At 64.0% G+C, this 14,183-nt stretch carries 16 protein-coding genes and 1 tRNA gene; 9 read left to right on the top strand and 8 right to left on the bottom strand.

Translation table 11 applies throughout. The annotated features are described in order from the left end of the window. Positions 1-9: 9 nt before the first annotated feature. From RM530_RS08035 to RM530_RS08000, 8 genes are read right to left on the bottom strand one after another with little or no spacing between them, the layout of a single operon-like run. Entirely contained in the window at positions 10-1,536 is a 1,527-nt protein-coding gene (locus RM530_RS08035) for a proton-conducting transporter transmembrane domain-containing protein (protein WP_311364707.1), read from the bottom strand. Next, positions 1,533-3,008, bottom strand: coding sequence for a monovalent cation/H+ antiporter subunit D family protein (locus RM530_RS08030; RefSeq protein WP_311364706.1), 1,476 nt, complete (start codon positions 3,006-3,008; stop codon positions 1,533-1,535). Before RM530_RS08030 ends, RM530_RS08035 begins: the two co-directional genes overlap by 4 nt. Next, on the bottom strand, positions 3,005-3,370 hold the full coding sequence (locus RM530_RS08025) for a cation:proton antiporter subunit C (protein ID WP_311364705.1): 366 nt from the start codon (positions 3,368-3,370) through the stop codon (positions 3,005-3,007). Before RM530_RS08025 ends, RM530_RS08030 begins: the two co-directional genes overlap by 4 nt. Then, on the bottom strand, positions 3,367-3,795 hold the full coding sequence (locus RM530_RS08020; RefSeq protein WP_349256199.1) for a Na(+)/H(+) antiporter subunit B: 429 nt from the start codon (positions 3,793-3,795) through the stop codon (positions 3,367-3,369). The genes RM530_RS08025 and RM530_RS08020 overlap by 4 nt, the downstream gene beginning before the upstream one ends. Beyond that, positions 3,795-4,355 carry a DUF4040 domain-containing protein gene (locus RM530_RS08015; protein WP_311364703.1) on the bottom strand — a complete coding sequence of 187 codons (561 nt, stop codon included), beginning with the start codon at positions 4,353-4,355 and terminating at the stop codon, positions 3,795-3,797. Before RM530_RS08015 ends, RM530_RS08020 begins: the two co-directional genes overlap by 1 nt. Beyond that, a complete protein-coding gene (gene mnhG, locus RM530_RS08010; RefSeq protein WP_311364702.1) occupies positions 4,352-4,678 on the bottom strand; it encodes a monovalent cation/H(+) antiporter subunit G in 327 nt (108 codons plus the stop codon). Before mnhG ends, RM530_RS08015 begins: the two co-directional genes overlap by 4 nt. Then, complete coding sequence (locus tag RM530_RS08005) at positions 4,675-4,953, bottom strand: MrpF/PhaF family protein (protein WP_311364701.1); 279 nt, start codon at positions 4,951-4,953, stop codon at positions 4,675-4,677. Before RM530_RS08005 ends, mnhG begins: the two co-directional genes overlap by 4 nt. Beyond that, a complete protein-coding gene (locus RM530_RS08000; RefSeq protein ID WP_311364700.1) occupies positions 4,953-5,426 on the bottom strand; it encodes a Na+/H+ antiporter subunit E in 474 nt (157 codons plus the stop codon). Before RM530_RS08000 ends, RM530_RS08005 begins: the two co-directional genes overlap by 1 nt. 377 nt (positions 5,427-5,803) lie before the next feature. Here RM530_RS08000 and RM530_RS07995 point away from each other — a divergent pair. The 9 genes from RM530_RS07995 to RM530_RS07955 form a co-directional block, all read left to right on the top strand. Then, positions 5,804-5,880 (top strand) — tRNA-Val (locus tag RM530_RS07995). A 382-nt stretch (positions 5,881-6,262) separates the two neighbouring features. Next, positions 6,263-8,122, top strand: coding sequence for an allophanate hydrolase (atzF, locus tag RM530_RS07990; protein ID WP_311364699.1), 1,860 nt, complete (start codon positions 6,263-6,265; stop codon positions 8,120-8,122). A 76-nt stretch (positions 8,123-8,198) separates the two neighbouring features. Next, positions 8,199-8,885 carry a biuret amidohydrolase gene (gene biuH / locus RM530_RS07985; RefSeq protein WP_311364698.1) on the top strand — a complete coding sequence of 229 codons (687 nt, stop codon included), beginning with the start codon at positions 8,199-8,201 and terminating at the stop codon, positions 8,883-8,885. Positions 8,886-9,021: 136 nt separating this feature from the next. Then, positions 9,022-9,423 carry an oxalurate catabolism protein HpxZ gene (hpxZ, locus tag RM530_RS07980; RefSeq protein ID WP_311364697.1) on the top strand — a complete coding sequence of 134 codons (402 nt, stop codon included), beginning with the start codon at positions 9,022-9,024 and terminating at the stop codon, positions 9,421-9,423. Between the two features lie 93 nt (positions 9,424-9,516). Next, positions 9,517-10,212 carry a GntR family transcriptional regulator gene (locus RM530_RS07975; protein ID WP_311364696.1) on the top strand — a complete coding sequence of 232 codons (696 nt, stop codon included), beginning with the start codon at positions 9,517-9,519 and terminating at the stop codon, positions 10,210-10,212. Positions 10,213-10,619: 407 nt separating this feature from the next. Continuing rightward, positions 10,620-11,498 carry a hypothetical protein gene (locus RM530_RS07970; RefSeq protein ID WP_311364695.1) on the top strand — a complete coding sequence of 293 codons (879 nt, stop codon included), beginning with the start codon at positions 10,620-10,622 and terminating at the stop codon, positions 11,496-11,498. A gap of 53 nt (positions 11,499-11,551) precedes the next feature. Beyond that, positions 11,552-12,223, top strand: coding sequence for a cysteine hydrolase family protein (locus tag RM530_RS07965; RefSeq protein WP_311364694.1), 672 nt, complete (start codon positions 11,552-11,554; stop codon positions 12,221-12,223). Positions 12,224-12,277: 54 nt separating this feature from the next. Beyond that, positions 12,278-13,873 carry a regulator gene (locus tag RM530_RS07960; protein ID WP_311364693.1) on the top strand — a complete coding sequence of 532 codons (1,596 nt, stop codon included), beginning with the start codon at positions 12,278-12,280 and terminating at the stop codon, positions 13,871-13,873. Positions 13,874-13,943: 70 nt separating this feature from the next. After that, positions 13,944-14,183: nucleoside deaminase (locus tag RM530_RS07955; protein ID WP_311364692.1), on the top strand; the 240-nt coding region annotated here is incomplete at its 3' end.

Below are 14,183 nucleotides of genomic sequence, written 5' to 3'. Positions count from 1 at the left end.
ATGGTTTGCTCACGGGCTTCCCAGGCGGCGCACCAGAGGTTCGATCAGGGCGTGTTCAAAAAAGAACATCGCGATGCAGGCCAGGGCCGTGATGCACAGCGGGAGCACGCAGGCCAGCGGCGCCTCCTGAACCGGTTCGGTGCGCGGGCGTGGATTGCCGGACGGGTTATCCGGGTCGGCGCCATGGGTGTCGGAACGGACAAAGAACGCTCGCATCGGCACCGGCATGAGGTAGGCGATGGCGAGCAGCGCACCCGTCAGCAACACACCGAGCATCACCGGTACGCCGGCCTCGAGCGAGCCTTCGATCAACAACAGCTTGTCCCAACTGCCGGCCAGCGGCGGCAGGCCGATGATCGAAATCGAGGCCACGGTGAACGCCGCAAAGGTGTACGGCATCTTCTGGCCGAGGCCATCCAGTTCGCTGACACGTGTGAGGTGGTGCGCGGTATAGATCGCGCCGGCGCAGAAGAACAGCGTGATCTTGCCGACCGCATGCGTCGCGATATGCAGGGCACCTTCCAGCACGGCGTAGTGCTGGGCGAGTGCCGCGCCCAGCACGATGTAGCTGAGCTGGCTCACGGTCGAGTAGGCAAGCCGCTTCTTGAGGTTGTCCTGACGCACCGCGATCACGCCCGCGGCCAGCAGCGTAAAGGCCGCGACCCACATCATCGGCTGCGAGGCACCGGTGGCGCTGAGGTTGTCCAGCCCGAAGATGTAGATCGTGACCTTGAGCACCGAGAACACACCCGCCTTGACCACGGCCACCGCGTGCAACAGTGCAGACACCGGCGTCGGCGCCACCATCGCTGCGGGCAGCCAGCGATGAAACGGCATCAGCGCCGCCTTGCCGATACCGAACAGGAACATGGCATAGAGCACCGCGAACAGCGCCGGGCTGCCGTGACCGGCCAGAATCCCGCCATCGGTGAAATCCGTGGTCCCCGCCAGCAGATAGGTCCAGACGATGGCCGGCAACAGCAGGCCGATCGAGGTCGTCAGCAGAACCGCGAGATAGACACGCGCTCCGCGCTTCGCGTCCTCATTGCCCTTGTGGGCGACCAGCGGCCAGGTGGCCAGGGTCATGAACTCGTAGCCCACGAACAGCGTCACGAGATTGCCGGAAAAGGCAATCCACTGCGCCGCGGCGATCGCCAGCGCGAAACACAGGAAGAACCGGGTCTGGTGCTTCTCCGCGTTGCCGCGCATATAGCCGACGGCATACAGCGTGGTCAGCGGCCAGAGCACGGCGGAGACAGTCGCGAACAACAGCCCCAGCGGCTCCATCCGGAACTCGAAGGTGAGGCCCGGCAACCAGTTCCATATCGTGAAACTCAGCTCCGCATCGGGCGCGCTCCACAACGCGCCGACCACCAGGGCCAGTACCAGGCCCATCAGCATCGAACTGCCATCGCGTAAATCGGGGCTGCGCTGCAGCAGCAACACCAGCGCGCCCGCAAGCAGCGGGAGCAGCACCGTCAACGGCAGGGCCAGCGCCTGGCCCGCTCCTGTCAGCGCAGCCGGCAACGCGATCACGGGGCCACTCCCAGCAGGGCTGCGGACGCGGTCTGCGCCAGGGCCAGCGGCAGACGCGTATCGATTCCGAAGTAGATCGTGGAGATTGCCAGCAAGGCGGTCACGGCAGTCATTGCTCTCGGCACGGCGGCCGGTGTGCGCCCGGCTTGCGGTTCACGAAACCACGCCGCCTCGACAATCCGTCCCACGTAGACCAGCGCAAGCAGGCTGCTGAACAGAACCGCGACCAGCACCAGCCATTGCCCGCTGTCGATCAGGGCCGTCGCCAGCGCCCATTTGCTGACGAATCCGGCGCTCAGAGGGACGCCGATGAGCCCCAGTCCGGCCACCACGATCATGGCGAAGGTCCAGGGCATCAGGCGTCCCAGGCCGGCGATGCTCTGCAGATCGGTACCGCCCAGCCGCAACATCACCACGCCAGCGGCCGCGAACAGCGCGGCCTTGATCAGGGCATGGTTGAGAATGTGCAGATAGGCGGCGGTAAGTCCCTCGCTGGTAGCCAGGCTGATGCCGGCAACGATGTAGCCGACCTGGCCGATGCTGGACCAGGCCAGCACGCGTTTGAAATCAGTCTGCAGACAGGCCATCAGCGAGCCGGCGATCATTCCGGCACAGCCGACCAGCAGGCCGATCTGGCTCAGCGGCAGGATCTGGAACGCGACACTAGCGCCGAAGATCGTGAACAGAAAGCGACACAGCGTATACAGCGCGATCTTGCTGCCGGTGGCGGACAGGAACAGGCCAACGGCTGAGGGAGACTCCGAATAGGCGCCGGGCTGCCAGGCGTGCAGCGGAAAGACGGCCGCCTTGATCGCCATGCCAATGGTGACGAAGGCGATGGCTCCGATCAGTGCGCGGTTCTCCCCCAGTTCGGGGACGCGCTGCGCCAGGTCCGCCATGTTGAGCGTTCCGGTGACGGCGTAGGCCAGGCCAATGCCGATCAGCAGGAAGGTGCCGCCGATCGTGCCCAGCACCAGATACTGGAAGGCCGCGAGCAGCGCCCGCCGCCGCTTGCCCAGCGCGATCAGCGCATACGAAGCCAGCGACGAGATTTCCAGGAACACGAAGACATTGAACGCGTCACCAGTTGCCGCGATGCCCAACAGCCCGGTCAAACACAGGCACATACAAGCGAAGAACAGACCGACTCGTGCCGGCTCGAGTTCGGACGCGATGCTGCGCGGCGCATAGACCGAGACCAGCAGCGCGATCAGCGAGACCAGCAGCAGCAAGGGCGCATTGGCGCCGTCGATCACGTATTCGATCCCGGCCGGAGGCGACCAACCGCCAAGCCGGTAGTGCAGCACGATACCGTCCAGCGTCTGAAGATTCAGGCCGACGGCGCAGGCAAACGCCGACGCTGCAGCAATGAAATAGATCAGCGCGGCCACGCGCGGCGTACGAAACAGCACGCACAAAGGCGCACACAGCAACGGCAGGACAACCTGCAGTACGGGAAGGTGAACGATCATGCCGCTTTGATATCCTCGCGTTCCCGTTGCTGCGCCTCGGTCTCTTCAAGCGTCCCGTAGGCCTCGTGAATCCGCACGGCCAGAGCCAGCCCCAGCGCAGTCGTCGCAACGCCCACCACGATCGCGGTGAGGATCAGCACATGCGGCAGCGGATGCGAATACAACTCGAACCGGTCGTCAATGATCGGCGCTGTGCCGCCGACGACGGCGCCGAGACTGATGTAGAGCATGAACACCGAAACCTGGAACAGGTTCAGTCCGATCAGCTTCTTGATGAAATTGCCGTGGCTGATCACGGTGTACAGACCGATCATCATCAACACGATGACGACCCAGAAATTGTAGTGTCCCGCCAGACTCATTGCTTCACACCTCGTCCGGCAAATGCATAGAAGACGGCGGTGAGAACCGCCGCAACGGTGATGCCCACACCCGCCTCCACCAGCAGAATGCCGAGATGCTGGCCGGCATGCGGGTGATGCGGATTGAGCGTGTCGTAATCCAGAAACCGTCCGCCCAGCAGCAGGCTGACCACGCCGACGCCGATATAGATCAGCAGCCCCAGCGGGATCAGGAACATCAAGGCGTTCCACGGCAGTACCTTGCGTGCCCGGTCGAGCCCGAACACCAGCCCGTAGAGAATCATGCCAGTGGCGAAGATCGCACCGGCCTGGAAGCCCCCCCCGGGGCCATAGTCACCGTGAAACTGCACATACAGCGCGAACAGCAGAATGAACGGCATCATGATCTTGCTGACGACCCGCAATACCAGATGATCGTTCTCCATCATGAGCTGCCGGCCTCCGAACCAGGCTTGCGGGTTCTCGCCAGCAGCAACAGCACACCGATCCCGGCAGTGAAAATCACCGCAACCTCGCCCATGGTGTCGTAACCGCGATAGCTCGCAAGCACCGTAGTGACCACATTCGGAATCCCGGTCTCCTGCACCGATTCCTCCAGATAAACCGACTTCAGGGGGTGCGTCTGCACCGGCGAATCCAGGGAGCCGACAACGGGCAGATCCTGCGAGGCGTAGATAAGCGTTGCGCCGGTGATCGTGACCACGATCAACGCCGGCAGGCCGAGCCGGCGCGGTGTGAAGCGTTCACCCGCATTGGTCAGCGCCAGGGCACTGAGAAACAGGACCGTCGTGATACCGGCCCCGACAGCCGCTTCGGTGAACGCGACGTCAACCGCGTCGAGCAGCACGAAGATCGACGCGCACACCAGACTGAACAGACCGGACAGCATGGCCGCCGCATACAGGTGTCGTAGCTGGGCGATCGTGATGGCGGTGACCGTCAGAATCGCGAACAGAATCAGGTCGACGTAGAAGAATCCGCTCATCGCCGACTCCCGGATTTGCGCGTCCACGGACTGAGACCGTCACCCAGCGCCGCACTGGCCAGCGCATGCGTGGCTGTCGGCCCGGTAAACAGCAGAAACAGGGCAATCAAGGCAAGTCGCAAGCCCTGTGCGAAATCATCCACCTGAAACAGCAGTCCCAACAGGATCAGACCCGCACCCGCGGTATCGGTGAGACTGGCGGCGTGGGTGCGTGAAAAGAAATCCGGCATACGCAGCAAACCGACACCGCCCGACACCACGAAAAGGCTTCCAACAAGCAAGGAACATCCACTGGCAATGTCCAGCGCCGCCTCAAGACTCACAACACCCCCTCCTCGTCCGCGGCCCCGAGGTCGCCGTAGTGCGACAAGCGCATCACCGCAATCGTTCCCACAAAATTGATCAGCGCGTAGACCAGGGCGATATCGAGGAAATCGGGACGCCCCGCGGCGAAGCCGGCCACCGCGATGAGGAGCACCGTCTTCGTGCCGAAGATATTGATTGCCAGAATCCGATCATAGAGTGTCGGCCCGACCAGCGCTCGCGTCAGCGCCAGAACCATCGACGCCAGCACCGCCAGCAGCGCAGCGACGAACATCAGTTGACCTCCAGCTTGCGCACCTGCGCCACGATCGCACCCTTGCGCAGCTCCTCCAGATCACGCCGATTGAGCGCGTGCACGGCGATGGAACCACGGCGGATTGCCAGAGCCAGCGTGCCCGGCGTCAGCGTGATCGAATTGGCGTAGGTGGCCTGCTGCAAGGGAGACAGGCCTTCCGCCTTCATTTCGGCGACGGCCGGATCAATCGGCAGGCGCAGTGTCCAGACGCACTTCGCGACAGATACGGCCGAAATCAGAATCTGGCCGGCGAGCCACAGCCAGTAACGCGGCGCCGCCAGACTCGGTCGGAGCGGCTGCGCTTCCGAGTCGACGATATCCATCCGGTGGGCCAGCCAGCCCACCAATGCGATCGAAGCCACTCCGAATGCCAGCAGCAGCGGCGTGTAGTGGCCGGACAATCCGAGCCAGAACAGGGCCAGCACCAAAGCCAGCCACAGCGCGTGGTTCATGCGTTCTTTGTTCCTAGGTCGCAATGGATATCCCGCGAACGTGATCGCGTCCGAAGCTGCGGTCAGCCCGGCTCACCAGGCTTTCTCTCCTTACGGCGGTGCCGTCTCCGGACTTTACCGTTCCCGGGGGGTGCGTGTCGCCTCAAGTTGCCGATCGAAGTCTCATGCAGCGTTGCCCCTCTCAGCAGCTTCGCTCGCTTGCCAGCGGAACAAATGGGTGTGAAGACGCCGTCCGGATCCGCAGTGCCACAGACTCACTGCACGGTTCCGACAGGCAAAATCGATACCGATGCCCACGGAAACCGACATGGACACCGGCAACAAAAGGATTGCAAGCGCACCGCCGCTCATTTAAAGTGCCGCCCCTGCGAAACAGCAGGCGCGTAGCTCAGCTGGTTAGAGCACCACCTTGACATGGTGGGGGTCGTTGGTTCGAGTCCAATCGCGCCTACCAAATCAATAACTTACAAGGCATCGTAAGTGTTCCGGGAAAAGTCCGGGTATTTTCCGGGAATTCCTTCTAAGAGCCTCGCCATTGTGCGGGGCTTTTTCTTTTGGTCGCGGGCATTCATATGCGTTGACGGCGAGCGTTCGTATGCGCTGCGCCGAAGCCAAATTGAGCATCGTTTCTCCACACAAGGTCATCTAAAACGAAGGGAAAAACCGAGCAGGAGCCGCTTTCAGCAAATGCACGCTCAAGTTAGGTGACCTTGGCGTCGCGTGCCGTACCCGCGAGTCGGAGTAAAGGACTAGGAACAGACGGCGGGGCGACAGTTTTCGGACTTCTGGGCCAGGCACCGTTTCGCCGGCCGGACTTGTCAATTACGGATTCAATCTTGTATACAAGAAGTGTGAATCCGTCCCAGGCCAGTTCCTCCCCGTTTTCGACGCCGCGATTGTCGGTCGCGCGCTTGCATCGGGACTACCTTGACGGCCACGTCACGATCGTCGACTGCGCGCGGGAGGTACTGCGGCGCTTGGCCGCGGCGGACGACAACCCGCTGTGGATCACGCGCGTGGCGGAATCGGCGCTGCTGGCGCGCGCCGCCGAGTGCGACGCCTGGCTGGCGCGGTATGGTGCCGAAGCGCTGGAGCGGTTCCCGCTGCTCGGTGTGCCCTATGCGGTCAAGGACAATATCGATGTCGCGAGCCTGCCGACCACGGCGGCCTGTGCGGCGTTCGCCTACACCCCCCAGTGCGACGCGACGGCGGTGGCGCGGCTGGAGGCGGCGGGGGCGATGCTGGTCGGCAAGACCAACCTCGACCAGTTCGCGACCGGCTTGGTCGGCACGCGCTCGCCCTACGGCGTGGTGCACCACCCGGAGTTTCCGGAGCGCATAGCCGGCGGCTCCAGTTCTGGTTCGGCGGTGGCGGTGGCGCAGGGTCTGGTGGCCTTCGCCTTGGGCACGGACACCGCGGGTTCCGGCCGGGTGCCGGCGGGCTTCAACGGCATCGTCGGGCTCAAGCCGAGCCGCGGCCTGGTCAGCACCCATGGCCTGTCGCCGGCTTGCCGCACGCTGGACTGCATTTCGGTGTTTGCCGGCGACGTGGTGGACGCCTGGCATGTTCTGGGCGTGCTGGCTGGCGAGGATGCTCAGGATTCCTATTCTCGGATACCGTTTGCCGTGCCGCCTTGCAGCCGCGCGTTTCGCATTGCCGTGCCGCAGTATTGCGAGTTCTACGGCGATGTACAGTCACAGGCGGCCTTCGAGGCTGCATGCGAGAGCCTGGCGCAGCTGCCATTCGTGCAGCTGCAGACCGTGGAAACGGAGGCGGTGTTCGCCGCCGCGCAGCTCTTGTATCAGGGCCCCTGGGTGGCTGAGCGCCGCGCCGCCTTGGGCGATTTCTTCGATGTGCATGCGGCGGACATCGAACCTTCGGTTCGCAGCATCATCGCGGCGGCCGACGGCCACAGTGCGGTCGACGCCTTCCTTGGTGAATACCGGCTGGCCGAACATCGCGCGGCGGCGGCGCGACTGTTCGCAACGGTCGACGCGCTGCTGGTGCCCACCGCGCCGACGCATCCACGGATTGTCGAGGTGCTGAACGAGCCGATCGCGATCAATGCGCGCCTTGGCCATTACACCAATTTTGCCAACCTCCTCGACCTGGCGGCGATCGCGATCCCCGCCGCGCGGCGCGGCGACGGTCTGCCGTTCGGCGTTACGCTGCTGGCGCCGGCGGGCAGCGATCACCGTCTTGCGGCCATGGCGCAGGTACTGGCCGAGGCGCTGGCCGGCGGCGCGCCGCGCTCGGCGGTGGGCAGCCTTGCGTTCGAGCCACTGCCGATGCCGCAGGCGAGCCTCGATCTGGTCGTGGTCGGGGCGCATCTGTTGGGGCAGCCACTGAACTGGCAATTGCTCGAATGCGGGGCGCGCCGGGTTCGAAGCTGCCGCACGGCGCCGCACTACCGACTATATGCGCTGGCCAATACCGCGCAGCCCAAGCCGGGTCTGGTGCGCTGCGAAGATGGCGGCGCCGCGATCGAGGTGGAAGTCTGGCGCCTGCCTGCGGCGCAACTGGGGCGTTTCATCGCCTGGGTGGGCTCGCCGCTGGCGATCGGCACGCTGGAGCTGGAGGACGGCGGCTGGCTCAAGGGCTTCGTCTGCGAGCCGTTGGCGGTGAACGGCGCCGAGGACATTTCGGCTTTCGGCGGCTGGCGTGCCTACCGGGCGGACGCCGGGGCCGCGCCATGAGCCGACCCATTACAACTGGCATCGGCGATGCGTCGTCGATGGCGCATTCGGGGATGGCCCCCTCAGGAGCATTGTCATGAAGTTCGGAACTGTCGCCGCGCAGCCCTATGCCTGGCCGTACAACGGTGAATTCACGCCCGCGGACACGGCGCTGGTGATCATCGATATGCAGACCGATTTCTGCGGGCCGGGTGGCTACGTCGACAAGATGGGCTATGACCTGAGCCTTACGCGCGCGCCGATCGGACCGATTCAGGGGCTGCTGGCGCGCGCGCGGGAGCTGGGCTTTTGGGTGATTCACACGCGCGAAGGTCATCGCCCGGACCTGTCGGACCTGCCGGCCAATAAGCGCTGGCGTTCGCGCCAGATCGGCGCCGGCATCGGCGATCCCGGCCCTTGCGGCAAGATCCTGGTGCGCGGCGAGCCGGGCTGGGACATTATTCCGGAGCTGGCGCCCGCGCCCGGAGAAATCGTGATCGACAAGCCGGGCAAAGGCTCGTTCTGTGCCACCGATCTGGAACTGATCCTGCGCACGCGCGGTATCGCCAATCTGCTTTTGACCGGAATAACCACCGACGTCTGCGTGCACACCACCATGCGCGAAGGCAACGACCGCGGCTTCGAATGCCTGCTGGTCGAGGATTGCTGCGGCGCCACCGACCATGGCAATCACCTGGCCGCCTTGAACATGGTCAAGATGCAGGGTGGGGTGTTCGGTGCGGTGGCGGATTCGGCTGCGGTGCTCGAAAGCCTGTCGGCCTGATGTGGCGGCGGCCGTCCAGTTCCGGCGCATTTGATATCGCGCACGGCCGACGTGCCTTTGCCGGCCAGGGCGGCAATAATCGGGCCTTCGCGAAAGCCCGATACGCCGCATGCCGGCCAAGGACGCTGTTTTGACGGTGAACGATCCTGCCACCCTGGCGGAACTTGAACAGGTGTTCGAACGCTACGAGGCGGCCCTGCTGGCCAACGACGTCGTGGCGCTCAATGACTTCTTCTGGTGCGATGAGCAGGTGCTGCGCTACGGCATCACCGAGCACAGCCACGGCCATGCTGCGCTGAGCGCCTACCGGCTCGGCGCCACGCCGGTGGACCGGCGCCGCCGTTTGCTGCGCACGGTGATCACCACCTTTGGTTGCGACGCGGGGGCCGCGAGTACCGAGTTCAGTACGCCGACGCCGGCTGTGATCGGTCGCCAGACCCAGACCTGGATTCGCTTTGCGCAGGGTTGGCGCATCGTCGCGGCGCATGTGAGCTTGATCGACGCCGCGCACGTGGCGCCGCCGGGCGAGAGGCCCTAAGCTCGAACCTCGCCGCCGCCAGCGATGAACCTGCGGGTTCCGCGCGCGCTGCGCCTGCCAACTTGAACACGACCCTTACGCCCACGCCCCGTCATGCCGAAGCCGAAGCAGACCAACCCGCTCGCCGAGCAGGTGTATTCGAAGGTCAAGCAGGCGATTTTCGATTTCGAGCTGCTGCCGGGCGATCGCTTTACCGAAAACGAACTCGCGGAACAGCACGGCGTGTCGCGCACGCCGGTCCGCGATGCCTTGTATCGACTGCAGCGCGAGGGGTATCTGGAGGTCGGCTTTCGTAGCGGCTGGAGCGTTTCGCCGTTCGACTTTCCGCGTTTCGATGAGCTTTACGACCTGCGCATCATGATCGAGATCGCTTCGGTCGAACGTCTGTGCCAGATGGACCCGCCGCCGGATCTGGACGTGCTCAAGCGTCAGTGGCTGGTTGCCAAGGACCAGCGTGTCACCGAAGCGCGCCTGATCGCCGCGCTCGATGAGGCCTTCCACTCCACCCTGGTCCGTGCCGCCGGGAATCGCGAAATCGCGCGCGTACATGAAGATCTCACCGAGAAAATTCGCATCATCCGCCGGCTGGACTTTCTCAAGTCCAATCGCATCGAGGCCACCTACGACGAGCACGCCAAGATTCTGCGTCTGATCCTCAAGCGCCAGTCGACGGAAGCGACAATCCTGCTGCGCTCGCATGTCACGCAGAGCAAGAACGAGGTTCGCAAGATCACCCTGCACATGCTGCATCAGGCACGCGAGGCGATCGCCGGCGCCGGGGTGGGCTGACAGCGTCTCGCCCGACGCGGCCGATTCGGCGCGCTTTCTCCATCACGTTCAAGACAGGGCATCGGACCTTCCTGCCGGATTCTGCACACCCTTGGATCGGCCTGCGCCCCCGATGCCGAGCCAGGCTGGTGCATGCGCGGCAAAGCGGAGTTAGCGCGCGGCATAGAACCGGCGCCCTCGGCGCGCATCGTGGGATGCCTAACAAGCTGAATTCAAAATAAAATAATCCCTGATCCGTGCCCGCTAACGCAATATTGCGCGGCGGCTCCCGGGCGTGATTCGTGGCCGAAAGACTGGCACAGGCATTGCGTATCCCATCTTGTATGCAAGTTTGGATAAGTTCAGATCCGGTGCCGGTAGCTCGATAGCCGGTGGCGCATTCGATGCAAGCAATCAGGGAAATCACGATGAAGAATTGGCTGGGGACTGCATGTTTGACCGTGGCGCTGTCGCTGGTGGTGTCACAGGCCTGGGCGGACGCGGCGCCGGGCTCGGCGATCCATGGCTTCGGTGACTATTCGGTCAAGCCGAACTACATCACGCCACGCGGGCTGCTGGTGACCGACGAGGGTGTGACCAGCCAGATTCTGGGCGGCTTGGTGTTTCTGAGCAGCGCCAAGACTTCGGTGGTCGTCGGCATCTGGACCGACATCAATCACGATCCGGCGGTGTCCTCGGACACGGTCGGCGCCTGGAACGAATTCGACTACTTCGTTGGCTTCAACTATTCACCCAGCGACAAGCTCAAGCTCGGCGCGAGCTACGTCGTCTTCCTGAGTCCGCCCGGGGCGTTCAAGACCGAACAGAACATCGAGTTCACGGCCAACTACGACGATAGCGCCGGTGGTCCGTTTTCGTTTCAGCCCTACGCCAAGCTGTTCTGGGCGGTCGATGGCGATTCCACGGTGGTACTCGGCAAGCGTGGCAATACCTTTGATGTGGAATTGGGTGTGACGCCGACATTCAAACCAGCCGGCGGTGCGCTGACGATCACGCTGCCGACCTGGATCACGGTCGGCCCCGAGGACTACTGGAGCGGCGGAACCAGCGAGGAATTCTTCTCGACTGACGGCAGCAACTTCGGTGTGGTCAGTACCGGAATCACGCTGAAGACGCCGGCCGGCTTCGTGCCGCCGCAGTTCGGCAGTTGGTACCTCTATGGCGGCGTGCAGTACTACTACCTGATCAACGACAGCCTGGTCGACGCGAACTCCTTGACGACGGGCCACGAGGGCGGCCACGACGATGTGGTCAATGTGTTCACCGGCTTCGGTTTCGGGTTCTGATCGGTGTGCCTGGTGAGCACGGCGCAATGGCAGGCAATCTGCAAGGGGGCGGCATGCTGACAATCGACGCGACACCTTATCCGTTCGAACTGGACCCGGAGCATTGCGGTCTGCTGATCATCGACATGCAGCGCGATTTTCTGGAGCCCGGCGGCTTTGGCGAAATGCTCGGCAATGATGTGTCGCAACTGCGCCGAACCATCGAGCCCAACCGGAACCTGCTGGCCGCCTGGCGCGCGGCGGGCCGGCTGGTGATGCACACGCGCGAAGGCCATCGATCCGACCTTTCCGACCTGCCGCCGGCCAAATGGCGCCGGGGTCACGGTGACACCCGCATCGGCGATGCGGGGCCGATGGGCCGAATCCTGATCCGAGGCGAGGCCGGCCACGACATCATCCCGGAACTGTATCCGGTGGCGGGTGAGCCGGTGATCGACAAGCCCGGGAAAGGCGCGTTCTGGTCCACCGACCTGCACGCCATCCTCCAGCATCGCGACATCCATCAGCTGATCGTGACCGGGGTCACCACCGAGGTCTGCGTCAACACCACCGTGCGCGAGGCCAATGACCGCGGTTACGACTGCCTGGTGCTGGAGGACTGCGTCGGTTCGTACTTTCCGGACTTCCAGCGTCTGGGCTTGGACATGATTTCGGCGCAAAGCGGCATCTTCGGCTGGGTCAGCCATTCGCAGCGCGTAATCGAGGCACTGTCCGCGCGCCGTTGAACCTCCAACCGCGCGCAGGGGCGGGCGGTCCTTCATGCAGTAGGGAGCAGACATATGAACACTTTCAAACCGCAGGTCTGGGCGCCGGGGGACTGGAACGCGTTCTTCGGTTTCGGTACCAATATTCTGGTCAACATGCTGACGCTGACGGCGCTGATGCGTTACGTCCTCAAGCTGCCCGATTCGCTGGTGTTCGGCACCATCCTGCCGGCCACCGGGCTGATGATGTTCCTGTCCACGGTGTACTACGCCTGGCTGGCCTACCGGCTGGCCAAGAAAACCGGACGCAACGATGTCTGCGCGTTACCTTCGGGCATCAGCGTGCCGCACATGTTCGTGGTGGTGTTCGTGATCATGCTGCCGATCAGCAGCAGTACCGGCGATCCGGTCAAGGGCTGGGAAGCGGGGCTGACTTGGGTGTTCGTGCAAAGCTTCGTGCTGATGGCCGGCAGCTTCGTGGCACCCATCGTTCGCAAGATCACCCCGCGTGCGGCGCTGCTGGGGGCGCTGGCCGGCGTCTCCATTGCCTTCATTTCGATGCGGCCGGCACTGGAGATGTACATGACGCCGATGATCGGCGTGGTCTGCTTCGCCATCCTCATCGCCAGCTGGTTCGGCGGCGTGCGCTACGGCGGTATTCCGGCCGGGCTGGTGGCCATCGCGGTCGGTTCGACGATTGCCTGGGGCTCGACCGCGCTGGGACTCAACATCGGCGGCCTCAGCGTGTCCGGCCTCGGCGATTCCTTGGCGAGCTTCGGCTTTTCGATTCCGCTGCCCCAGTTCGGACATGTGTTCTCGGGCTTCGAATTTCTCGGCGTGATCCTGGTCACCGCAATTCCCTTCGGCATCTACGACCTGGTCGAAGCGATGAATAATGTCGAAAGCGCCTCGGTGGGCGGTGACGATTTTCCGACCACGCGCGTGCTCACGGCCGACGGTGTGGTCAGCCTGATCGGCTGCTGTCTTGGCAATCCCTTCATCAACGCGGTCTACATCGGACACCCCGGCTGGAAGGCGATCGGTGGTCGCATTGGCTACTCGGCGGCCACCGGTGCCATGGTGCTGGTGCTGTCCTGGTGCGGCATTCTGGCCTTGATGATGGCGCTGATTCCGGTGGTGGCGATTTCGCCGATTCTGCTCTACATCGGCATGCTGATCGGCGCCCAGGCCTTCCAGGAGACGCCGCGCAGCCACGCGCCCGCAGTGATCATTGCGCTGATTCCGCAGGTGGCCGGCTGGGGCAAGACCATCATCGATGGCGCGCTCGGTGCCGCCGGCACCAATGCCGCTGCCGTCGGCATCGACAAGCTGGGGCAGGCGGGCGTGCTCTATCACGGTCTTGAGATCTTCGGCAGCGGCGCGATCCTGTGCAGCGTGATCCTGGCTTCGATCACGGCCTGCATGATCGACCGTCATTTCATGAAAGCCTCCGTGTTCGCCTTGGTCGGCGCTGTGCTGACCTTCTTCGGCTTCATGCACAGCGAGGCCATCGGTGTGTTCAAGACGCCCGAAGTGGCGCTGAGCTATCTCGGCGTTGCGCTGATTCTCTACATCTGCGAGCGGTTCGCGACGGAGAAGACAGCCCAGCCCTACGACGGTCATGAGCCGCCGGCCACCGATGCCCTGATGGAGCCCAGCGGCTCGACGTGAGTCCCGCAGATCGGGCGGCAGACCGGAGACTGCCGCCCGGGTCTGCCTGTCGGTGCACTATTATTTGTGGATGAACGATCCGCGTAGTGACGAACATTGGATGCGTGCAGCCCTGCGTCTCGGCGAGGCGGCCGGCGAGGCCGGCGAGGTTCCGGTCGGAGCGATGGTCGTCGACGCGCAGGGACAGCGTGTGGGCGAGGGCGCCAATGCGCCTGTCGGAGAGCATGACCCGACGGCGCACGCCGAGGTCGTCGCCTTGCGCGATGCCGCGCGGCGGCTGGGCAATTACCGTCTGAGCGGCTGCACGCTC

Source organism: Banduia mediterranea, from assembly GCF_031846245.1.
Lineage (GTDB): Bacteria > Pseudomonadota > Gammaproteobacteria > Nevskiales > Nevskiaceae > Banduia > Banduia mediterranea.
The sequence above is the reverse complement of the archived record's forward strand: the minus strand, read 5'-3'. Positions and strand labels throughout refer to the sequence as shown.